The organism is Brevibacillus sp. AG162 (assembly GCF_006715575.1).
Taxonomy (GTDB): Bacteria; Bacillota; Bacilli; order Brevibacillales; family Brevibacillaceae; genus Brevibacillus; species Brevibacillus brevis.
Map to the genome: position 1 here is coordinate 94,034 of NZ_VFNO01000003.1, position 21,759 is coordinate 115,792.

Annotated in this window: 21 protein-coding genes; 17 read left to right on the top strand and 4 right to left on the bottom strand. The window is 49.2% G+C overall.

What is annotated here, in order from left to right; genetic code table 11:
* Nucleotides 1–13: 13 nt before the first annotated feature.
* Nucleotides 14–1,861 (bottom strand): asparagine synthase (glutamine-hydrolyzing), encoded by a 1,848-nt coding sequence (gene asnB / locus FB479_RS10270; protein WP_142064810.1) that lies wholly within the window; start codon nucleotides 1,859–1,861, stop codon nucleotides 14–16.
* A gap of 131 nt (nucleotides 1,862–1,992) precedes the next feature.
* Here asnB and FB479_RS10275 point away from each other — a divergent pair, with 131 nt between their 5' ends.
* The 9 genes from FB479_RS10275 (at nucleotide 1,993) to FB479_RS10315 (ending at nucleotide 11,395) form a co-directional block, all read left to right on the top strand.
* Entirely contained in the window at nucleotides 1,993–3,744 is a 1,752-nt protein-coding gene (locus FB479_RS10275) for a LytS/YhcK type 5TM receptor domain-containing protein (protein WP_142064813.1), read from the top strand.
* A complete protein-coding gene (locus FB479_RS10280; protein ID WP_106652792.1) occupies nucleotides 3,744–4,472 on the top strand; it encodes a LytR/AlgR family response regulator transcription factor in 729 nt (242 codons plus the stop codon). Before FB479_RS10275 ends, FB479_RS10280 begins: the two co-directional genes overlap by 1 nt.
* Before the next feature lie 150 nt (nucleotides 4,473–4,622).
* Entirely contained in the window at nucleotides 4,623–4,970 is a 348-nt protein-coding gene (locus tag FB479_RS10285) for a DUF485 domain-containing protein (protein WP_017247858.1), read from the top strand.
* Entirely contained in the window at nucleotides 4,970–6,496 is a 1,527-nt protein-coding gene (locus FB479_RS10290; RefSeq protein WP_142064815.1) for a solute symporter family protein, read from the top strand. Before FB479_RS10285 ends, FB479_RS10290 begins: the two co-directional genes overlap by 1 nt.
* An 89-nt stretch (nucleotides 6,497–6,585) precedes the next feature.
* Entirely contained in the window at nucleotides 6,586–8,148 is a 1,563-nt protein-coding gene (locus FB479_RS10295; protein WP_370511682.1) for a solute symporter family protein, read from the top strand.
* Nucleotides 8,149–8,195: 47 nt separating this feature from the next.
* Complete coding sequence (locus FB479_RS10300; protein WP_142064821.1) at nucleotides 8,196–8,507, top strand: hypothetical protein; 312 nt, start codon at nucleotides 8,196–8,198, stop codon at nucleotides 8,505–8,507.
* 223 nt (nucleotides 8,508–8,730) lie between these two features.
* Nucleotides 8,731–9,183, top strand: a complete 453-nt coding sequence (locus tag FB479_RS10305; RefSeq protein WP_255438351.1) for a DUF6363 domain-containing protein — start codon at nucleotides 8,731–8,733, stop codon at nucleotides 9,181–9,183.
* Between the two features lie 120 nt (nucleotides 9,184–9,303).
* On the top strand, nucleotides 9,304–10,365 hold the full coding sequence (locus FB479_RS10310) for an HD-GYP domain-containing protein (RefSeq protein ID WP_142064824.1): 1,062 nt from the start codon (nucleotides 9,304–9,306) through the stop codon (nucleotides 10,363–10,365).
* Nucleotides 10,366–10,528: 163 nt separating this feature from the next.
* Nucleotides 10,529–11,395: a universal stress protein gene (locus FB479_RS10315; protein ID WP_106653143.1), complete on the top strand. Its 867-nt coding sequence runs from the start codon at nucleotides 10,529–10,531 to the stop codon at nucleotides 11,393–11,395.
* A 57-nt stretch (nucleotides 11,396–11,452) separates the two neighbouring features.
* Here the strand turns inward: FB479_RS10315 and FB479_RS10320 are convergent, their stop codons facing one another.
* Both FB479_RS10320 and FB479_RS10325 read right to left on the bottom strand, forming a co-directional pair.
* Nucleotides 11,453–12,700: an MFS transporter gene (locus tag FB479_RS10320; RefSeq protein WP_106652798.1), complete on the bottom strand. Its 1,248-nt coding sequence runs from the start codon at nucleotides 12,698–12,700 to the stop codon at nucleotides 11,453–11,455.
* A gap of 63 nt (nucleotides 12,701–12,763) precedes the next feature.
* Complete coding sequence (locus FB479_RS10325) at nucleotides 12,764–13,357, bottom strand: TetR/AcrR family transcriptional regulator (protein WP_142064827.1); 594 nt, start codon at nucleotides 13,355–13,357, stop codon at nucleotides 12,764–12,766.
* A gap of 138 nt (nucleotides 13,358–13,495) precedes the next feature.
* Between FB479_RS10325 and FB479_RS10330 the strand changes: the two genes are divergently transcribed.
* The gene (locus FB479_RS10330) at nucleotides 13,496–14,338 is read left to right on the top strand and encodes a deoxyribonuclease IV (protein ID WP_142064830.1); all 843 of its coding nucleotides are present in this window, start codon (nucleotides 13,496–13,498) and stop codon (nucleotides 14,336–14,338) included.
* 51 nt (nucleotides 14,339–14,389) lie between these two features.
* The gene (locus FB479_RS10335) at nucleotides 14,390–14,791 is read left to right on the top strand and encodes a hypothetical protein (RefSeq protein ID WP_017247868.1); all 402 of its coding nucleotides are present in this window, start codon (nucleotides 14,390–14,392) and stop codon (nucleotides 14,789–14,791) included.
* A gap of 336 nt (nucleotides 14,792–15,127) precedes the next feature.
* Here the strand turns inward: FB479_RS10335 and FB479_RS10345 are convergent, their stop codons facing one another.
* Nucleotides 15,128–16,549, bottom strand: a complete 1,422-nt coding sequence (locus FB479_RS10345; RefSeq protein ID WP_142064838.1) for a sigma-54 interaction domain-containing protein — start codon at nucleotides 16,547–16,549, stop codon at nucleotides 15,128–15,130.
* 284 nt (nucleotides 16,550–16,833) lie between these two features.
* Between FB479_RS10345 and FB479_RS10350 the strand changes: the two genes are divergently transcribed.
* Genes FB479_RS10350 through FB479_RS10375 form a run of 6 tightly spaced genes read left to right on the top strand, consistent with a single transcriptional unit; the run spans nucleotide 16,834 to nucleotide 21,707 of the window.
* On the top strand, nucleotides 16,834–17,499 hold the full coding sequence (locus FB479_RS10350) for a CoA transferase subunit A (protein WP_142064841.1): 666 nt from the start codon (nucleotides 16,834–16,836) through the stop codon (nucleotides 17,497–17,499).
* The gene (locus FB479_RS10355; RefSeq protein WP_142064844.1) at nucleotides 17,499–18,161 is read left to right on the top strand and encodes a 3-oxoacid CoA-transferase subunit B; all 663 of its coding nucleotides are present in this window, start codon (nucleotides 17,499–17,501) and stop codon (nucleotides 18,159–18,161) included. Before FB479_RS10350 ends, FB479_RS10355 begins: the two co-directional genes overlap by 1 nt.
* A gap of 44 nt (nucleotides 18,162–18,205) precedes the next feature.
* Entirely contained in the window at nucleotides 18,206–19,024 is an 819-nt protein-coding gene (locus FB479_RS10360; protein WP_106652804.1) for an ABC transporter substrate-binding protein, read from the top strand.
* Nucleotides 19,025–19,073: 49 nt separating this feature from the next.
* On the top strand, nucleotides 19,074–19,739 hold the full coding sequence (locus tag FB479_RS10365; protein WP_106652805.1) for an amino acid ABC transporter permease: 666 nt from the start codon (nucleotides 19,074–19,076) through the stop codon (nucleotides 19,737–19,739).
* 17 nt (nucleotides 19,740–19,756) lie between these two features.
* Nucleotides 19,757–20,497 (top strand): amino acid ABC transporter ATP-binding protein, encoded by a 741-nt coding sequence (locus tag FB479_RS10370; protein WP_142064849.1) that lies wholly within the window; start codon nucleotides 19,757–19,759, stop codon nucleotides 20,495–20,497.
* A 28-nt stretch (nucleotides 20,498–20,525) separates the two neighbouring features.
* A complete protein-coding gene (locus tag FB479_RS10375) occupies nucleotides 20,526–21,707 on the top strand; it encodes a thiolase family protein (RefSeq protein ID WP_142064852.1) in 1,182 nt (393 codons plus the stop codon).
* Nucleotides 21,708–21,759: the final 52 nt, after the last annotated feature.

Here is a 21,759-nt window from a genome sequence, read left to right on the forward strand (position 1 = left end):
TTTTGATATTTCGTTAGGCACGAATGGAAACACGGTATTCCCGCAGCCAATAATCCAGCTGGCCGAGATAGGCGAACAACTGGGGTGTACTCATGAGCTGACCGAAAAACGGAATGCTCGAAGCCTGTGCATCTGACTCGGCAATTTTTCGAATCGTTGGAACATCTACCAGTTGAAGCAGTGGAGAGGAAGGGTCGTTTAAAATATCCAGCAGCCAAGAGCGAACGGCTTCCGTATAGGCGGGATTATGTGTTTTCGGGTACGGGCTTTTCTTGCGATACAGAACCTCATCCGGCAAGATTCCTTCCATGGCTTTTCGTAAAATGCCTTTTTCCCGATTCCCGTACGTCTTCATATCCCATGGGATGTTCCAGACGTATTCCACGATGCGGTGGTCACAGAACGGGACGCGCGCTTCCAGACTGGCCGCCATACTCATTCGGTCTTTGCGATCCAACAGCGTGTTCATGAACCACGTTATATTCAAATAAAACATTTCCCGTCGGCGAGCTTCAAGTGGATCTTCGCCTGGAAGATGTGGGACTTCATCGAGAGATTCCTCATACCGCATGGCAATGTATTCCTCGGGTTTGACCCAATCGCGAAGATCAGGGGATAGCCAGGAGGCACGTTCTTTCGTCGCTCTCGACCAAGGGAACGTTCCGGCATTCAGCAGTTCCTCGCGATGAAACCACGGATACCCGCCAAATACTTCATCTGCGCATTCTCCAGAGAGGACGACGGTCGTCTCTTTTTTTATTTCGCGGCAAAACAGGTAAAGGGACGCATCCACATCAGCCATCCCCGGCAAGTCGCGGGCGAGTGTCGCTGTTTTCAGGGATGCAATCAAATCGTCTGTGTCGAATTCAATCGTGTGGTGCTGGGTTCCGAGAAATTTTGTAACAAGTTGCACATAAGGTTCATCCTCATTCGGTTGAAAAGCACTCGCCTTGAAATGCTTTCGGTTGTCGACGTAATCGATGGAGTAGCTGTGCAGAGTTCCACGGCCTGTTTTTTGAAAATGATCTGCCGCTACGGCTGTTATAATGCTCGAGTCTAACCCGCCTGACAATAGGGTCGAAACGGGAACATCCGCAACCAATTGGCGTTCAATCGAATCCGTGACTAACTCTCTGACACGTTCTGCAGTTGTCTCTAGGTCATCCGTATGTGGGTGGCTTTCGAGCTGCCAGTATCGTTTTTGCTTGACGCTATCACGCGTCACCAACAGATAGGAGCCGGGCCGAACCTCGTGTACGTTATGAAAAACACCATGGCCAGGCGTGCGAGCGGGACTGATCCCGAAAACCTCCGCCAAGCCTTCACGAGAGAGCTCTGGTTTGACTTCGGGGTGAGCGAGCAAGGCTTTTAGCTCGGAGGCCAGAAGAAAAGAACTGCCTCTTTGCGCATAAAACAGCGGCTTAACCCCCATACGGTCACGACCAACAAACAATCTTTGTTCGCGTTCGTCCCAGATCGCAAAAGCAAAGATGCCGTTTAACTTTGACAGACAATCTGGCCCCCACTCCAAATACGTGTGCAAAAGCACCTCCGTATCCGAGTGAGATTGAAAGGTATGTCCGCAGGCCAGCAGTTCTGCTCGCAAATCCTCGGTATTATACAATTCACCATTGTAGATCATGGTGCAGGCATGTTCGTTTTTGAGAGCCGACATAGGCTGCTGTCCACCAGCAGGGTCTACGACCACAAGGCGGCGATGACCGAGGGCCGCGCGCGGAGTCAGCCAAAAGCCTTCTGCATCAGGGCCTCGATCCTTGAGGCATTGGGTCATTTTTTGCAGCACATTACGTTCACCAGATAAGTCCTTTTCCCAATCAATCCATCCTACAATTCCACACATGGTATGATCACCCTTCTCCTGAAGCATTGCACACACAGCGTATGCAATCAGCCTAGCGAGGTTGTCTGTCCAGCAGGGAATTGAGGGCAATATGCGGAATTTATAGAAGATTTAAACTAAGGGAGGCTGCGGTGGACAATCTCACGTTATTGCTCATTGAAAGAATGGGCATTCTTTTGACGCTGGCATTTATTTTGACAAGAACACCGTTGTTTCGCCAGCTTTTAGACCGCGAATTGCACGTAGGGACGTCAATCGCATTTTCCGTGATGTTCGGGTTGTTTGGGATTGCAGGTACATATGCAGGCGTGGTCGTGCAAGGGGAGAGCTATCTTCCTGCGTTTTGGATTTTTCGTTTGTCGAATGACGAAATTATCGCCAATTCTACGTTGGTAGGGGTCGTTATTGGAGGTTTGCTCGGAGGGCCTCTCGTTGGCCTGGGGGCAGGTGTCATTGCTGGGCTTCATGTCTTCCAATTGGGAGGATTCGCCGCAGCATCGATGGGCTTGTCAATCCCGATCACGGGGTTGCTGGCAGGATACGTAGCGCGTTTTTTCTCACAGGAGCGGGTTATTTCTCCGTCCAAAGCCATGTTCATCGGCATGTTCGCGCCCATTATTCAGATGTCGCTTTTATTGATCATGGCAGCTCCGCCCGAGCTGGCGCGAACCATGGTCAACGTGATTGGGATTCCCATGGTGCTGACGAACAGTGTTTCGATTGCCATTTTTACGACGATGATACGGGTTGCCTTGCAAGAGGCAGAACGTTCGGCAGCCATTGAGGCGGAGCGATCCTTTACGATAGCGGAAAGAATTTTGCCACACCTGAAAAGGGGGCTTACACCGCAAACGGCTCAGTCAGCAGCCCTCGTCTTGCAAAAAGAAACGAAAGCAGCAGCTGTCGCGGTAACCGATCGAGAACGGCTTCTTGCGCACGTGGGAGTGGGGGCAGATCATCATCATCCGGGAGAAGCGCTCCATAGTGAGCTCGATAAGCGGGCTTTGTATAGCGGTGGAATCGACAAGGGATTGACGCGAGAGAGCATCGGGTGCAAGCGCAAAAGTTGTAGCCTGCATGCAGCGATTCTCGTGCCGATTAAAGAAGGGGACAGCGTCGTCGGTCTGATCAAACTCTATTATCGGAGGCCGCAACAAATAGGAAAAGTACAGGAAGCACTAGCCAAAGGACTTGGCAACCTGATCTCCAATCAATTGACCCTATCGCTCACGGAGCAAATGAAAGGGTTAATGAAGGATGCAGAGTTGCGAATGCTGCAGGCACAGATTCATCCTCACTTTTTGTTCAACACGTTGAATTCCATTGTGACCTTGATACGAATTGATCCGCAGTTGGCCCGGCATATGACCATTCAGCTTGGCGTGTTCATGCGATTCAACCTGAAGCTCACAGCGAGTCCGCTTGTCACCGTGAGACAGGAGTTAGATCATCTGCATGCTTATTTGGAAATTATCAAAATCAGATTTTCCGAGCAATTCGTCGTTCGCACGAGCATTGATACGGGTGTTGAGGAAGCTCTTATTCCTCCTGGCACGTTGCAGCCGTTATTTGAGAATTGCATTCAGCATGGTGTTCGGGACATCACGAACGGCGGTGAGATCGTCCTCCATGTGAAACGAGAGAATCTGCACGTTGTTTTTCAAATCGAAGATAATGGCCAGGGCTTTCCCGACAACTTGCTGCCAGTTCTGGGAAAGGTGCCTATGGAGAGTAAGGAGGGCAACGGAATTGGCATTCATAATGTCAACCAACGTCTGATCAGCTTGTGCGGACAAGATGCCCAACTTCATTTTGCCAATAAAGAAGAAGGCGGCAGTTCGATTACCTTTACCATTCCCATTATAAAAGAGGTGAGTGCCTGATGCCGATACGCGTCATGATTGCAGAAGACGAGCGACTAGCACGCGAAGAACTGAGCTATTTACTGCTACAAGAAGGAGACGTAGAACTGCTGCCCTATGCCACCAATGGACGAGAGCTGTTGGAAATGGTCGATGTGCACGAACCGGATGTCGTCTTCCTGGATATGAAAATGCCTGAACTGGAAGGAGCGCAGGCAGCGAGAATGCTCGCATCACGCAAACAGCACCCCCTCATCGTGTTTTGTACCGCGTATGAGGAATTTGCCATCGATGCGTTTAAGCTGTACGCCGTCGATTATTTGTTGAAGCCTGTGGAGCCAAAGCGGCTGGTAGAAACGATGCAACGGATACGTGAGCGTCTGGTCAAGCCGAAAGCAGAGCCTGTCCAGACAAAACGAACCAAGCTGTTGGTAGAAGACAACAGCAGATTAGTGGTCATCGATCCAACGACGATTGTCTATGCGGTGCGGGAGGAGCGATATGTGCAAATCGTCACCCAAACGGCTACCTATTCGACGCGGATGACCCTGACACAACTGGCGGATAAGCTTTTCGCATATGATTTTTTCCGTACGCACAAAAGCTATTTGGTCAATCTTCAATTCGTGAGCGAGCTCGAACCATGGTTCAACGGTGCCTACAATCTGATTCTGAAGGGAGAAGGAAGACCGCGTATTCCCGTATCTCGGACCTCTGCCAAGGATTTGCTCAAACGTCTCGAGGAGTAAGCCTGGTGATCCATCGTTTGCAGATCGTGGTTAAAAATCTGCCACTGACACGCTCTCCCCGACATCTTACGCAGAAAAATACACGGATAAAAAAGCATTCTCTACAATATAGGAAGCGCTTACATTTCTGGAGATGAGGGGGAGGTTCCCATGGGCAAATCCGCTTCGGCAAAAAAAGCCGAGGATCAGAAAAAGGATGCTGTTGATTATGCAAAAGTGATTCAGTCAGCCACTTTCAAAGAGCTTTTGAGAAGAAAAAAAGCGTTTATTTTGCCATCTTCTATTTTTTTCTTCGTGTTTTACTTTACCCTTCCGATTTTAACCTCCTACTTCACCGTACTGAATCAACCGGCGTTTGGAGCCATTTCGTGGGCGTGGGTATTTGCCTTTGCTCAGTTCGTCATGACATGGGGTCTCTGTATCCTGTACACCAGGCGGGCAGAGCAGTTTGATCAACTCGTTGAGAAAATCAAACAAGAGGCAGGTGGAAGGGGCTAATGAACGTTACTGCATTTTTACTCTTTCTCGTCATTGTATTGTTGACACTTGTCATTACCTTTTACGCCTCGAAAAAGACGAACACGACCAGTGAGTTTTATACCGCTGGAGGAGGCCTGACGGGTTGGCAAAACGGCCTCGCGATTGCGGGAGATTACATGTCGGCAGCTTCCTTCCTGGGGATTGCCGGGATGATTGCGCTGAGCGGGTTTGATGGCTTCTTCTACAGTATCGGCTTTCTTGTCGCGTATCTCGTTGTACTCTACTTGGTGGCAGAACCTTTGCGTAATTTAGGAAAATACACGATGGCAGATATGATAGCCGCGCGTTTTGACAATAAAAAGGTGCGTGGTGTCGCCGCTCTCAATTCGATTGCCATCTCGATTTTTTACATGATCGCGCAATTGGTCGGAGCAGGGGCCTTGATCAAGCTGCTCTTGGGGCTGGACTACACGACCTCCGTATTGATCGTAGGGGCATTGATGACAATTTACGTCGTCTTTGGCGGGATGACGGCAACCTCGTGGGTGCAGATCGTCAAAGCGGTTTTGTTGATGGTCGGTACATTCATCATCTCCATGATGGTTTTTGCCAAATTCGATTTTAATCTCTTGAAAATGTTCGAGCAAATGAAGACAGCGACACCATTGGGAGAGCAATTCCTCAATCCTGGCAACAAGTTTAAAGTAGGGCTTGATACCATTTCGCTGAATCTCGCGCTTGTGCTCGGAACAGCGGGATTGCCGCATATTTTGATTCGTTTCTTCACCGTAAAAGATGCCACGACTGCTCGCAAATCGGTTGTGTATGCGACATGGATCATTGGGGCCTTCTATGTCATGACGATCTTCCTCGGCTTCGGGGCGGCAGCGTTTGTAGGAGCGGGGAATATGGACCCAGCAGGCAACATGGGAGCTCCACTGCTTGCCCAAGCACTAGGCGGTAACTTCTTGTTCGCTTTTGTATCTGCGGTTGCCTTCGCTACCATTCTCGCGGTAGTGGCTGGGCTGGTGTTGACAGCGGCTTCTGCCTTTGCGCACGACTTTTACGGACACGTATTGCGACAAGGAAAAGCAACTGAAAATGAGCAAATGAAGATGGCCAAATGGGCGTCTGTCGGTGTCTCGATTGTCTCTATCTTGCTCGCCTTGTTTGCGCAAAATCTGAACGTGGCTTTCCTTGTTGCGCTGGCTTTCGCAGTAGCGGCGAGTGCAAATCTACCAGTGATTTTGTTCACGATCTTCTGGAAAAGGTTCAATACAGCAGGAGCAATCACCGGGATGCTCGTCGGTCTGTTCAGCTCTCTCATTCTGGTTGCGATGAGTCCGAACGTTTGGAATCCGGTAGCTGGAAAAGCCATTTTGGTCGGCGAAGCGTTGTTCCCGTTGCCGAATCCGGGCATTGTCTCGATCCCGTTAGGGTTTTTGGCAGCATGGATCGGAACCTTGTTGTCCAGCTCCCGTGATGATAAGAAGTATGAGGAAATTTTGGTGAAAGCGAATACAGGAATGAAAGATTCAGCGTAGAAACAGTAAATGTAGGAAGCTCATGCCACGAAGAGAAGGCTAGGGTTAACCCCTGGTCTTTTTTTCATTTTTGCAAGAAGGGAGAGGTATTGTCCGTGACGACGATCATCTTTTTCCTTGCCGTCATTATCGGAACGATGGCCATCACTTATTCGGCTGCCAAACAGACGGGTACGACGAAAGACTTTTATGCAGCAGGCAATCGCTTGAATGGGTTACAAAATGGCATTGCCATTGCAGGCGATTACATGAGTGCTGCCTCGTTTTTAGGGATTGCGGGAACGATTGCGATGTACGGCTTTGACGGGTTCGTGTATGCGATTGGCTTTTTTGTCTCTTATCTGATTATTTTGTTTTTAGTTGCGGAGCCGTTGCATAATTTGGGGCGCTATACGTTGGCAGACGCGATTGCCGTCCGATTTGACAGCCTTTGGCTGCGTGGCGTTGTTGCCTGTACGACGCTATTAATTACGATTTTTTACATGCTGGCGCAATTAGTTGGGGCAGGTGCCCTCATTCATTATTTATTGGGAGTGCGTTACGATACGGCGGTCTTGATTGTCGGGAGCCTGATGACATTTTACGTCGTGTTCGGCGGGATGGTGGCGACCTCCTGGGTTCAGATTATTAAAGCGATTTTGCTCCTGACAGGGACATTGATCTTAAGCCTGATCGTGTTTGCTCGTTTTGATTGGAGCTTCTCCGAAATGTTTTCCCATGTGAGTACGATTACACCTCTTCAGGAACAGTTCTTGCAGCCGGGAAATCAACTTCATGATCCGCTGGAAACGATTTCCCTGCATTTGGCTTTGATTCTTGGTACAGCCGGACTCCCCCATATTATCTCCCGGTTATTCACAGTCAAGGACGCAAAGACGACTCGTAATTCGATTTACACCGCTACGTGGGTCATCGGTGCCTTTTATCTGATGACGATTTTTCTCGGATTCGGGGCGAGTACGTTTGTAGGCTACGAGGCATTGAAAAATGTGGGCTTCGGGGGGAATCTGACCGTCACGCTCTTGGCAGATGCTCTCGGTGGAGAGTTTTTGATGGCGTATATTGCTGCTGTCGCCTTCGCGACGATATTGGCTGTCGTGACAGGTCTCGTGCTCTCCGCCTCTTCTGCGTTCGCGCATGATGTCTACAGTCATCTGATCAGACGAGGGGTGGCTTCGGAAAAAGAACAGGTCACCATGGCAAAGCTTTCGTCAGTTGCGGTGGGCGTGATCTCCATTTGGCTGGCGATCGGTGCAGAAAAAATGAACGTGGCGATTCTCGTTGCGCTGACGTTTGCGGTAGCAGCATCATCCAATTTGCCACTACTGTTGTTTACGTTGTATTGGAAGCGGTTTACCGTCCGAGGAGCGATTTGCGGCGTCCTGACAGGGTTAACGGCATCTGTAGTCCTTGTCATTTTAGGACCGACTGTTATGCATCCCCTAACCGGTCTTATTCGTGCGGAGCCACTCTTTCCACTGACGAATCCTGGGTTGGTCTCTATACCACTCGGCTTTTTAGGGGCAGTTCTCGGAACACTATTGGATCGGCCTGATCCGGATGCCGAGATGAAATACCAACGCGTACTGTTTCAGGCGTTGACGGGAATCCGAGTTCCGCCTGCGAAGAAAACGGAACAAGAATCTGCATAAAGCCTCGCTGCGTGCCCCACTCTAGGAGTAGAAGGAGGAGAGGGCAATTGGGTACGACCAAAGAGTCAGACGTATTATCACATGACCAGCCGGATGTTTATGAGCGCGCAAGGCTGGCACTGGATGATCTGATTGGAGAGCTATGTGAAGCACTGGAAGAGGAAGATACCGAATCCTATAAGCGAAAAGGCTATGAGATGATCGGAAGCTACTTTCGTGAGCCGGTCAATACCGGGGAATTAACCTTGATTTATGCAGCGGTCCTAGCCGATATCCTCTATAAGCTGGAGTTGACACAGCAAGAGGAAAACGTAACGATGGTCCGTGATCAGTACAGCATGATGAAAAAAGACGATTGAGTGGCGACCCCGTTGAGGGTCGTTTTTTGATTGACGCGATCCTGCCTTGCATGATTCATTGGGATACCATTCATACTACGGATAAACGACATCAAAATGGGTGATTTGGTATGGAAAAGGTCGGGCTCGTTTTGCAGGGAGGAGGTAGCTCGTCGTCACGACGGATTGCGCGACAGGGGAAGCCGTTTACTTTGAGAAAGACGACTGTGAGGATATTTTTCAAGTGATTCGGGCTTCGTGCAGTCTGCCGTTTCTATCACCGAAGGTTACGATCAACGGACGTAAGCTATGGGATGGAGGAATCGCACACCCGGTACCTTTCATGAAGTCCATGCTTGATGACAATCAAAAGCATATTATTGTGCTTACTTCTTCTTGTCCTCCTGGTGAGTGGATGCGCAAGCTTTCGCGTGTCGAGCGTCTTTTTTGCAGAAGTACGCGCCTGTGCCAAGCATTCATTCGTCATTTTCGCATCTATTACGAGGCTATCGAGCAGGTCAAAGAGATGCAGAAGGAAGGCAGAGCGTTTGTCATCGCACCTCCAGTAGATACCTTTCTACGAGGTTTTGAACGACAGGAAGAGAAGCTCGAGCATTATTACAGACAAGGCTACCAGGATGCTCGTACCCAATTTTCTGGGCTTTGTACATGGCTTGGTCTTGGCAGCAACAGCTGAAAATTGAGGAGACATCTGTCCCGCGGATGTTTTTTCGGCAAAAACATGTGAAACAGGTTTTTCCAAAGCGAAGATAGGGAAGAAGCATCAGGGGAGGATGGAATCAGGAGGAAAGACCCCATGAAATATGTGAATGTAGACCTAGTAGAGCCAGGAGACGTTTTGGCTCGAAGCATTTATACAAGTGAGGGCTTGACGCTCTTGCATGCAGGTGTCCAGCTGACTGTCGGAATGATTAATAAATTGCGTCGGTTTGGCGTCACGATGTTAAGCATCAAAGACCCGCTGCTCGATGAAGTGAAAGAGCAGGAGGTCGTCACGGATACCACACGGAAGGACGCAATCCGCAATCTGTCACAAGCGATTTCGTGTGTGCAGTCTGGAAAAAATTTTGATGTCCGCGGCATTCAAAAATCAGTGGGAAGTATCATCGACGAAACCTTGAAAAATCGTCGCGTGCTCTTGAATCTGGGAGAAATTCGCACGAGCGACAACGCGATGTACATTCATTCTTTGAATGTGTGCATGATGGCGACAGTAATGGGCGTAGGATTAGGCTATAATACGGCTCAATTAAAAGAGCTCGCCATCGGAGCCCTTTTGCATGACATTGGAAAGCTGTCAGTCGACAAGGAAGCACCAGCCTACAAAAAGAACAGCAAAACCAATCATCATACGTGGCTGGGCTTTGATCTGTTGCGAAAAAAACATGAGATGAGCATTGTCTCCGCACACGTTCCTTTGCAGCATCATGAATGGGTGGATGGCAGTGGGCAGCCACGAGGACTGACTGGCGATGAGATTCATGATTTCGCCAAGATTGTTGCGATTTGTAACTACTATGATAATCTCATCTCGCCTTTTTCAGAGGAAGAAGAGACGTTGCCTGCGTATGAGGCTTGCGAAAAAGTTATGGGACTCGCGGAGAAACGCTTTGATCATAAAATGGTCATTCATTTTTTGCGCTCGATTGCCATGTACCCGACAGGAACCTCGCTGAAACTCTCGACAGGAGAAATCGGTGTGATCATTGATCAAAACAGAGGCTTGCCTTCGCGTCCAGTCGTTCGGGTCATTCGAAGAGACCAGCAGGCGAATCGGCGGATGGTGGATGATCATGAGATCACGGACATTGATTTGAGTGAAAAGCCTACTATTTTTATCACAGCTGTCATGGACTAGGGCATTGAAAGAATAAGACTCCCTATCAGGGAATATCCCTACCAAGATCAGGGAAAACCCCTACATACACGTAGGGCTCACAGGGCTACAATGGACTCAAGGCAGATGGATACATAGAGCTTTACCACATTTGCCAGATGAAAAAGAGGAAGGACGTGTCATTATGTCCCGTATTCTAGTCCCTGTTGATTTCTCCGCGCAGTCCATTCAGGCGGTCCGCTTCGCGCTGGCCTACGCCAAAAATAAGCATGATATCACATTGCTTCATGCCATTTCGCCGTTCCCTTCACGCAATGTTGTCAGAAGGTTGGGACGAGATGTCGTAGAAGATTATCAATTGGATGAAGCAAGAGAAGACCTGAAAAAATTCCTGTCGATCGTTGAAGAAGCCGGTATCACGTATGAACTGGAGATTGAGTTCGGAGAGCCGCATGAAGTCATTGCGAAGCACGCGGCGAATGACTATGCCGCCATCGTAATGGGAACACATGGCTACGGTCGCATCACAGGCTTCCTGTTGCAGAGCGTCAGCTATCCGACACTCCACGATGTCAAAGTCCCAGTATTCCTCATTGCGGAGGAGACAGATGAGAGCCGCTTCCCTTGGAATAAAGTACTCATTGCAGTAGATGGCTCCGACCATTCGATGGAAGCTGCGAAAAAAGCCATCGAGATGGGTCAACACCTCCCGGATGTATCGTATACGCTGCTGTCCGTTGTCATCCCACCAGTCACATACGCAGGTGTATATGGCGTAGGCTGGGATAACATGAATACACTCGAAGGTTGGGGACGTGAAACGTTAAAACCTTGCGAGGAGATGCTTGAAGCTGCATCGCTTCCTTTTGAGAGCAAGGTCGTGGTTGGAGATCCAGCTACTGTGATCCGCCAGACGGCTGAAGAAATCGATGCTGGACTGGTTGTGCTCGGTCATCATGGCCAAGGTGCAGTTGCAGGCACGCTGCTTGGCAGTGTTACATTTAAAACGATTCATCGTACGAAAACACCACTCCTGATTGTGAAAACATAGCATTTTGCCAGAAAAAGCTGTCCGCTTGGTGGACAGCTTTTTCTTGATTGAGCTCCCTCAAGATAAAGGTTGCGCTTGTTTGTGTTCGAGCAGATGGTTAGCCCCAACTTGTGCAACCTCTGGCGAATCCCACTTGATTCGTGCACATCCCCATGCAGCGAGCAAAATGATTACGGATGCTATCAGAAAAACCGTGATCAACGAAGTTATCTGCATGAGTGGACCTGCCAAAAAAGAACCGACCATCATGAGTCCGATCATGAGCGGTGAAATCGTTCCATTCACCCGTCCGATGAACGCTTCATCAACGAGCTTGATCATGAACGTACTGATCACGATCTGTAAAAATGCCATTCCAATTCCGGTGAAAAAGCGCATCGCTGCGGTTACGTATACCCATACAGAGAGAACTTCTACGGCGACGGAGAGAGCGAAGAAGATTAATCCACCTGTAATAACCCAGCGACCATTCAGGCGATCGAGGTAAATGGAAGCCAAAATGCCGCCTAACAGCATCCCCAATCCGTCTAAAGCAGTAAACCATTGAATGGCTTCTTTGGAGAGTAAAAGACGATCCGTGACGACGAATACCTCTAGCGAATTAATAAACCCCGAGGATAACCCCAAACATGCAAAGGTAATCGCTACTCCGCTCAAGGCAGGTCGCTTTTTTACATAGGAGAAGCCTGCTTTAATCTCAGAAAGGAGAGTTCCGCCTTCTTCTGTTGTACTGGCAGTTGAAGGGGGAAGTGTCAAGAGAATCAGTGCCGAGACGAAGAACAGGCCGGCCATCGTTAACAGGGAAGGGTAGATGCCCCAATGTTCAAAGAAGAAAGTACCGACAATCGGGCCAACCAGTAGAAAAATAGAACCCGTACTTTGTGAAATAGACACAGCTGCTGCAACATGCTCATCAGGAACATGACGCTTCATCATCTTGGCAGACGAAGGCTGGGAGAACTGCGACACGACAGCTGAGATAAATGTCGCAAAGAATACAGCGACCCACATCCCTTGCCAGAGCAAATACACGATAACCAGAACAGAGAGAGCGCTTAACAGGTTCCCGGCTATCATCGTTCGCTTCGGATTCCAGCGATCAGCCAGCGCCCCGCCAATGATTGAAAAAACCAAGATCGGCGCAAGTTCGATAGCAGTCAAGAGCGATACGGCGGTCGGATTGTTGCCGCTCGTCTCCATCACATAGTAGAGCAAGGCCATGTTACGAATCCATATACCGATATTTTCTAATGTATCCGTAATAAAAACGGTGAGAAAAACTTTGTTTCCCCAAAGACCTTTCATAGGTCATTTCACTCCCGAAAAATTTGTACCGAACGTCCGGTCTAATTAAAGGTGAAAAAAATGCTACTTGGCAATAATGCCATGCAGCAAAACGTCAATGCTCCTTTTCAACAGAGCATGAAGACGCTCGTCTTCCATCTGATAACCTACGTTAATGATTCCGTTCATAAGACCTTCCAGTATCATCGCCATTTCTTCGGGATCGCATGGGGCGAATTCGCCTCGGTCGATTCCTTCTTGGAAGAGCGAAGTATAGAGGGTATAGGTGGAGCCGAGCATTTCCAGCACTTGTTCCAAAATGACTGGATCGGCGAGCTGGCTGCCGGAGAACTCTTCGCCTGCTTTTTTTAGAGGGTGGGACAAAAAATCCTCCAAGAAAAAAGCAGCTAAGCCGTACAGTTTATCGATGGATGTCTCGTATTCTTTTTCTTTTTCCTGCCACAGATCTACCCATTCGTTGTACTGCTTTTCAAGCAAATACAGGAACAACTGCTCCTTGTTTTTGAAGTGGTAATAGAGGCTGCCCTTACTCGCTCCAGTTGCTTGGCAAATGTCCTCAATGGAAGTGGCTGAATAGCCTTTCTGAGAAAATAACTCGGTGGCTTTCTCTACGATATGTTGTTTGGTTTTCTCCCCATCGAGACGACGCTTTGACATTTGATAAATGCTCCTTCTTCTAGACTGAACGTTCGGTTTGGTTTTAGTTTATTCGATCTGACAGAGAAGCGCAAGTGTTCGATTGAGAAGAAGGGACAGAGGGAAAAGTAATAGGAAGCGAGGAAGGGAGGGATTACTTTGCATATCGGCTGTCATGTCAGTATTCGTCATGGATACGAGGAGGCGGCGAGAACTGCATACAAAGAAGGAGCGTTATCCTTTCAATTTTTCCCGAAAAACCCGCGAAGCTTAGGTGTTAAGCAATTCGATGCCCGGGATGCAGAACGGTGTCGCGCTTTTTGTCAGCAAAACGGCATGCTGTCGATCGCTCATACGCCATACCCGGTGAATCTTTGCGTCGAGGAGCAGGAGCTATTCGCCGTCACAGTGGGCTCCGTACGAAATGACCTCGAAATTGCCGAAGCTTGTGGAGCGTTGGGCGTGGTCGTTCATTTTGGCCAGTATAAAGGTGCTGATGTCCTTACCGGTTACAAAATCATGATCCAGATGGTCAATCAAATATTGGATGGCTGGAATGGAAAAGCCCAGCTGTTAATCGAAAACAATGCCGGACAAGGCAACCGCATGGGCACGACACTCGAAGAGCTTACGCAGGTTCGACAATTATTTGCTGAGCCACAGAAGGTAGGCTTTTGCCTGGATACGTGTCATGCATTTGCCAGCGGATTGTGGAAAGGGAATGATTGGGGAGAAGTAGCCGATCGGATGCGAGAGCTCGATTATTTTACGAGCTTGCGTGCCGTTCATCTGAACGATTCCGTTTATCCGAGTGGTTCCTTTCGAGACCGGCATGCCTCCATCGGAAAAGGGATGATCGGTGATGCAGCCATTGCCGCTTTTTTGCAAACACCTGAATTGCAAGGACTTCCCATCGTTCTGGAAACGGCGAGAGGCTCAGAAGGGGGACATAGCGAAGAGATCAAACATGTTCGTCTGCTTCGAGACAATTGGCAGGGCTGACCATGTTGTGGTAGAGTGTGAAATGATGTGTTCAACACGGGAGGGGTACCTATGAAAAAGCGTATTAAGGTGACAATTGCGGATTTTACTCATCTTACAGAAAACTTGAATAACCCGGAGGAGCTCGCTCTGTACGAAGCGGCGAACGGAAATACATACGATGCTGAAATCGAGCATGATGGATATGCGATTGTGGATGTGACAGACGAGGATTACATCGAGCTGGCTCCGGGGGAATATCAGCTGATGATCGAGGAGTGGACAAACGCCGGACAAATCGGCGAATGGACACTGCAAACCATGTCTGACCCAGCAGATGACAAGGCTTTGCTGTATCGCACAGTGGACAAGGCTGGAACGGAAATACAAGCACCGCAATCATTGCCGAAGCAAGTAGTCGAGCTGGTTGCAAATACGTGGTTTGGCAAAAAAGCGAAAAAAATTGAGGAATAATTCAAGAAAGAAAAGGAGCGCTGCGAGGTAGCGCTCCTTTTTTGATATACCAATCTGAATAGATTAGGATGATCTTTTTAAAAGGTACCGATGAACAAAAAAAGCTGGTGAGAAGAAAAAGCGCAGGACTCGTAGACCTTGACAACGCCTACCCAGTCGGAACTTCAAAAAGGGGACCACGCTTGTCGAACACTTCTTCCCTGAGAAGCATCCGCCCGTAGGGTGGCTTTGGCTCGACGGTCCCCTTTTTGAAGTGGAGACGGACAGCCAATACCTCTTGCGGGCGTGTCAGAGTCGAAGAGAACTGCGCTTTTTCTTCTCCTCCACTATGCCGACTCACTCGTCCTCAGAATCCAGCTGAATCCCATACTTTTTAATCCGCCGCATAAGCAGGGACTGGGTTATGCCGAGGGCCGCTGCTGTTTTGCGAGTCGTTTTATGCGTGCGCAATGCTTGCAAAATAAATTCCATCTCGATTTTCTCCATCCGCTCTGTAAGAGAAAGAGAACCAAGCGAGAGAATACCGTCCTCCAGCTCACGAATACTCCGCAGCTCTTCTGGCAAATCACTGACTTGGATTTCATCCAGCTTCGACGTGATGACAATCCTCTCTACCAAATTTTCCAACTCCCGCACATTTCCAGGCCATTCGTATTGATGCAAAACATCCAGCGCTTCCGGGGAAAAACGTCGTTTCTGGTTATGCTTGCTATTGAATCGTTGTAGATTGTGGTGCAGTAACGGGAAAATATCGTCCTTTCTCTCCCGCAATGGCGGAACATTGATTGGTAAAATATTAAGGCGATAGTACAGGTCGTGTCTGAATTTGCCCAACCGTACGAGCTCCTGGAGGTTGGCATTGGTTGCCGTAATGATGCGAATGTCAGCTGTGTATGTTTTCGTGCCGCCGATCGGCATAAACGTTTTGTTTTGCAGGAGCAGCAATAATTTCGATTGCAAGTGATAGGGAAGCTCGCTGATTTCATCCAAGAAAAGCGTCCCTTTGTCCGCCATTTTCACTAATCCGATTTTCCCCGAGTGACTCGCCCCCGTAAAGGCCCCTTTGTGGTAGCCGAACAGCTCTGACTCGATCAAGGTTTCGGGAATGGCGCTACAGTTGACGTGGACGAACGGCCCGCTGCTTCGTTCGCTCAATTGGTGGATTTGCTCCGCAAGATAGCTTTTTCCTACGCCTGTTTCACCTGTAATAAACACGGTCGTGTCGACAGGTGCTGCTTTTTTCATTAACTCCAACAGGGCGAGATAGGAACGGCTGTTGCCAATCAAGGTTTGGGAGGAGCTCTGGCTCGCTTCCCACTTCATGAGCTGGATTTCTTCGCTGTACCGCTTTAGCAAAGCGACCGTCTCTTCCAGTTGCGAACTGGCACGGGCTGCCTCCGTAATATCCCGTGAGTGGGAAACGATCAGCTCTGGTCTCCCATCCTCATCCGGGATGATATGTCCGGTCACCAGAAATTTCCCCTTATTATTGACGAGCTGAATGGTTGTGGTCGGTTTTCCCGTTTCCAAAACCAAGCGGGTGACAGAAGGACTGAAAATCCCCATTTCTTCGAGGTCGGATACGTTTTGACCGATGAGTTCGGCTTTTGGTAGACCACACAGGTTTTCACTGGCATTGTTTAACCATAAAGTAGTTCCCTGCGCATCAGCAATGAATATGCCATCTGCAAGTGTGTTCAGGATGTCAATAAAACGATCAACAGAAGACAGTGCTAGTATCTCCGCAGCTTTTTCCATGTTGAGTAGCTCCCCGGTTTTTCAACTGATTGTACAAGATCAAATTGATCGTTGTATAGTGAATCGAAATTAAAAATAGTTGAGTCGAAATAGATTCAAGCGAAAAGTTAGACTTTTCCTACTTTTCGATTCAAATGTGAGTCTACTTCGACTCAGCAATAAGGAATTGCTTTTCGCTTGATTGCGTATTCTTGCCGTTTTGAGGCTTGGCACAAGAGTTGCTATTACTACATAGTTGGACGTAAGCGATTTACCCAAGAATAAGAGATAAGGAAATGCATGCGATGTTATCAAAACTGGTGACGCACGAACAAGCAGTGGAGCATGTTCTGGATGGCACCCGGCTGATGTATGGCGGATTCGGCACGATTGGCTCCCCGGCACACTTGATTGATGCGATCTTGCACAAAGGCGTGCAAAGCTTGACACTCATCGGAATTGATGCGGGGTATCCGGAAATCGGAATCGGAAAGCTGATCAGTCATGGACGGGTGAGGCAGCTGATTACTACACATATTGGCTCCAATCCCGATGCCGGTCAACAGATGATGGACGGAAAGCTGGAAGTGACATTCTGTCCACAAGGAATTTTCGCAGAAAAGATTCGGGCAGGAGGTGTTGGTATTCCAGGAATCGTTGTGGACGCGCATGTGGGAGGAGAGCGAATGGAAGGAGCAGAGCCGTTTGCCTTTGCCGGAAGAACTTGTCAGATTGAAGCCGCCCTTACAGCGGAGGTAGGGATCGTCTATGCGAAACAGGCGGACACCTACGGGAATCTCATTTATGACAAGGCGGCAAGAAATCTGAATCCGCTCGTAGCGATGGCCGCAGATATCACGATCGCTGAGGTGGAGGAGATCGTTCCCGCAGGAGAGCTGGACCCGGATAAAATCGTGACGCCTGGCATTTTTGTGGATTATATCGTGGTTCGTGGCGGAGGAAACAGCTAATGGGGTTGGAAATGGATCAGCGAAATATGGTTGCGTGGCGTGCAGCCAAAGAGGTCGCTCCCGGAATGGCGGTGAACTTGGGCATCGGGATACCTGAGCTCGTCGCTGATTTTATCCCGCATGAATGGCAAGTCATGTTTCACTCGGTGAATGGAATCCTGGGAGTCGGACCTACGCCGTTAAAGGGAGAAGAGGACCAGCATATTTCCAATGCAGGTGGAGCACCTGTTACCGTTGTACCGGGGGCATCGTACTTCGACAGCAGCATAGCGTATGGCATGATCCGAAGAAGAAAGCTGGATGCAGCGTTTATCGGGGCTTTGCAGGTGAATCGCCGAGGAGATCTGGCAAACTGGATTGTTCCTGGCTCACGTGTTCATGGAATTGGCGGAGGAGCGGAGCTGGCTTATTACGCCAAGAAAGTAATCGTGCTCATGAGTCATGTCAATCAGGCAGGCGAGCCAAAAATTCGCAGGGAGTGTACATTGCCGCTGACGGCGAAGGGCTGCGTCGATCTCATTATCACCGAGAGGGCCGTTATCGAGGTCACACAAAGAGGCTTGCTTTTGACAGAGGTAATGTACCCATACACCTTGGAAAATGTCATTACGAATACCGGGGCACCTCTGATGATTTCAGAAAATTTACAAATCGTAGAGTAATGAAAAATGTAAGCGCGAACATAGAGAATTGGGGGATGGAACACATGAAAAAAACAATCCAAACAATCGCAGGAGTCGTATTTTCGTTGTCACTACTAGTAAGCGGATGTAGCCAAGGCGCTTCTAATAACAGTGCGGGAGGTCAAGCGGGTGGGGCTACTGCTGGAAATGCATCGTCCATGACAAAAGAGGCAGGCGTATTTGTATACGCGGCTTCCGGTGAATATCAGCCATTCAGCTACTTCAAGGATGGTCAATTGACCGGATTTGATGTCGAGATCGGCAATGAGATCGCCAAGCGCTTGGGGCTTGAGCCAAAGCCAGTCACGTCGCCTTTTTCCGGCATTATCGCAGGGGTAAAGGAAGGACGCTACGATGCGGCGATTGCCAGCCATGCGATTACAGAAGAGCGGAAGCAGCAGGTTGACTTCGCCGACCCGTACTACTTGTCCGGTGGTCAGCTCTTCGTTCGCCCGGATGGGACTATTAGCACGCTGGAAGGATTAAAAGGCAAGGAAGTGGCAGTCGCACTCGGCACTACACACGAAAAGATGGCACGGGAGTATACGGATAACATCAAAACGTATGACAGCGATGTAACGGCTCTGCGTGCCTTGGAGCAGGGAAAACACGATGTCGTGATTACAGACAGCGTCGTAGGGGAGATTGCCATTGCGCAAGGCTTGAAGCTCAAGAAAAGCGGGTCGCCACTCTCGGAAGTCAAGCATGGAATCGCAGTGCGCAAAGGAAATACGGAATTGCTGAACAAGATCAACGAAGTCCTCAAGCAAATGATGGAAGATGGAACCTACGTGAAATTGAGCGAAAAGTACTTTAATCGCGACATTAGCAAAGCTGAATAGTGAGTTGGTTTGACAGATAAATTCCATTACGAGTGAGGGGTGGCATCAAGTGCCCAGTTTTGCCCATCTGACAGAAGAGTTTTTCCGGACATTGCCGTTTTTTTGGAAGCCGTTGCTGCTGACGTTTCAGCTGACGGTTGCTTCCGTTATCGTAGGATCAATTATCGGATTGTTTGTTGCCTTGTTAAAGGTATCCAAGCTTCCCATTGCACGTTTCGTAGCCAATGCCTACATCATGATCATTCGCGGTACGCCGTTGATCGTGCAGATTTTCGTCTTGTATTTCGGCTTTTACAAAATCATTGACCTCGGTCAATTTTGGTCGGCAGCGCTCGCTCTGGCAATTCACAGCGGAGCCTATATCGCAGAGATTTTCCGGGGCGCTATTCAGTCGATTGATAAAGGACAAATGGAGGCAGGGCTGTCTTTGGGCATGTCCGCCCGTCAGACCATGCGTCGGATCATTTTGCCGCAAGCGATGAAACGATCGATCCCGCCGCTTGGCAACCAGTTTATTTTGTCCTTGAAGGAATCGTCTTTGGCCGCTTTCATTGCCATGGATGAGTTGTTCTCACTGGCCCGCCGCTTGTCTGCGGAAACCTTTGATGAAATGACGTACTTTTTGATTGTGGCGCTCTATTACTTGGTGATTGTCATGGCGTTTACGTATGTGGTCCACATCATGGAGAAGCGTCTGGCCAAAGGAGAGGCGTAAAGCGGAGGGGAAAGACGATGGATAAGCAAAGAGAAATGATACGCGTGCAAAATTTGAAGAAAAGCTTCGGAAAAGTGGAAGTTCTCAAGGATGTTACCCTGCAAGTCGGAAAGGGCGAGGTTGTCGTCTTGATCGGTGCCAGTGGATCGGGGAAAAGCACACTGATCCGATGCATTAATTTTCTGGAGATCAAGGACGGCGGAGAGATCTATATCGAAGGGAAAAGCATCGACCCGAAAAAGGATGACTTGACCAAAGTACGGCAAAAGGTAGGCATGGTGTTCCAGCACTTCAATCTGTTTCCGCATAAAACGGTACTGGAAAACATCATGGAGGCACCGCTGATTGCGAAGAAAGCGGACAAGGAAGAAACGAAGCAGGAAGCGCTCCGGCTGCTGCAAAAGGTAGGTCTTTCTGAAAAAGCGGACGCCTATCCGTCCAGCCTCTCCGGTGGACAAAAGCAACGTGTGGCAATTGCTCGTTCATTGGCGATGAAACCGGAGATCATGCTCTTCGACGAGCCAACCTCAGCGCTTGACCCAGAGCTGGTAGGGGAAGTGCTGGAGACAATGAAGCAGCTTGCGCAAGAAGGAATGACGATGATTATCGTGACGCACGAAATGGGGTTTGCCAAGGAAGTGGCGGATTGGGTGGCGTTTATGAATCAAGGCAAGATTATCGAGATGGCTAGACCCCAAGAAATTTTCAACAACCCGAAAGAAGAGCGCACGAGAGAATTTTTGAACCGTGTACTGTAATGGCGTAAAAACGAAAGGGAGCTGGGGCATGAGAGACGTGGTCATTGTCGCGGGTGTGCGCAGTGCAGTGGGTGCATTTGGAAAAAGCCTGCGTGACGTACCGGCAACAGAGCTGGGACGGCAAGTATTGGAAGGCTTGATGAATAAGGTTGATTTGCCGAAGGAGCAAGTCAATGAAGTGATTTTTGGCAATGGGTACGTACATGGGGGAGGACTCAATGCTGCTCGAATCAGCTCGCAGCTGGCGGGATTTCCACGCAATGTCTATGGTCACATCGTCATCAAAGCGTGTGGTTCAGGATTGAAGGCGATTGGCAACGGTGCGCTAGCCATAGCAGCAGGTCAAGAAGACGTGGTGATTGCGGGGGGAGTGGAGTCCATGAGCAGTGTTCCCTACCTCGTGAAGAACCGCTGGGGCAGCAAATTCGGCAATTTGTCCATGGAGGACGCGCTCTTGTCCGATGGCTTGATCTGCTCGCTGACGGGTGAGCATATGGGGATGACCGCAGAACGGCTGGCTGTACAGTACGGTATTTCCCGTGAGGAGCAGGATCATTTTGCCTACGAGAGCCACGTAAGAGCAGCAGCAGCAATGGAAGCGGGCACATTCGAGAGTGAGATCGTACCGATTGAAATCAAGGATCGTAAAGGTACCCGCGTTTTTGCGCAGGATGAATCCGTGCGCCACGATATCAAGCTGGAGGAACTCGCCAAGCTGAAAAGTGTTTTTCAAAAAGAAGGGACCATCACTGCCGGAAATGCGTGTCCGATGAATGACGGCGCAGCCGCTGTATTGATGATGTCTCGTGAAAAGGCGGAGGAAGCGGGTTTAACTCCGCTCGTGAAAATTAAGGCTTTTGCCAGCGCAGGAGTCGAACCTGACGTGATGGGGATCGGACCAGTTCCCGCCACAAAAAAGGTACTGGAGAAAGCGGGATTGACGGAGGGGGACATTGGACTCATCGAATTGAACGAGGCATTTGCCGCCCAGGCTTTGTCTGTGATCAAATGCCTGGAGTTGGATACGAGCAAGGTGAATGTCAATGGAGGCGCGATTGCCTTGGGTCACCCTGTGGGAGCCACTGGTGCCAAACTGACTGTGACGTTGATGAACGAAATGATGCGCAGACGCGAGAAGTATGGCATGGTGACGCTATGCATGGCAGGTGGCATGGGAATGTCAGTGATTTATGAAAATTTGACGATGTAAACTACACATGTGCAAATGAAAAAGCCCCGAACGTTGATAGGTCGGGGCTTCT

Bases quoted from the DNA above. Each gene is read 5' to 3' on its own strand.
- FB479_RS10325 (WP_142064827.1), bottom strand. From the start codon at position 13,357: ATGTCAAAGCGTCGTCTCGATGGGGAGAAAACCAAACAACATATCGTA.
- FB479_RS10310 (WP_142064824.1), top strand. From the start codon at position 9,304: ATGAAATATGTGAATGTAGACCTAGTAGAGCCAGGAGACGTTTTGGCT.
- FB479_RS10285 (WP_017247858.1), top strand. From the start codon at position 4,623: ATGGGCAAATCCGCTTCGGCAAAAAAAGCCGAGGATCAGAAAAAGGAT.
- asnB (WP_142064810.1), bottom strand. From the start codon at position 1,861: ATGTGTGGAATTGTAGGATGGATTGATTGGGAAAAGGACTTATCTGGT.
- FB479_RS10290 (WP_142064815.1), top strand. From the start codon at position 4,970: ATGAACGTTACTGCATTTTTACTCTTTCTCGTCATTGTATTGTTGACA.
- FB479_RS10360 (WP_106652804.1), top strand. From the start codon at position 18,206: ATGAAAAAAACAATCCAAACAATCGCAGGAGTCGTATTTTCGTTGTCA.
- FB479_RS10280 (WP_106652792.1), top strand. From the start codon at position 3,744: ATGCCGATACGCGTCATGATTGCAGAAGACGAGCGACTAGCACGCGAA.
- FB479_RS10320 (WP_106652798.1), bottom strand. From the start codon at position 12,700: ATGAAAGGTCTTTGGGGAAACAAAGTTTTTCTCACCGTTTTTATTACG.
- FB479_RS10355 (WP_142064844.1), top strand. From the start codon at position 17,499: ATGGGGTTGGAAATGGATCAGCGAAATATGGTTGCGTGGCGTGCAGCC.
- FB479_RS10345 (WP_142064838.1), bottom strand. From the start codon at position 16,549: ATGGAAAAAGCTGCGGAGATACTAGCACTGTCTTCTGTTGATCGTTTT.
- FB479_RS10370 (WP_142064849.1), top strand. From the start codon at position 19,757: ATGGATAAGCAAAGAGAAATGATACGCGTGCAAAATTTGAAGAAAAGC.
- FB479_RS10350 (WP_142064841.1), top strand. From the start codon at position 16,834: ATGTTATCAAAACTGGTGACGCACGAACAAGCAGTGGAGCATGTTCTG.
- FB479_RS10375 (WP_142064852.1), top strand. From the start codon at position 20,526: ATGAGAGACGTGGTCATTGTCGCGGGTGTGCGCAGTGCAGTGGGTGCA.
- FB479_RS10315 (WP_106653143.1), top strand. From the start codon at position 10,529: ATGTCCCGTATTCTAGTCCCTGTTGATTTCTCCGCGCAGTCCATTCAG.
- FB479_RS10335 (WP_017247868.1), top strand. From the start codon at position 14,390: ATGAAAAAGCGTATTAAGGTGACAATTGCGGATTTTACTCATCTTACA.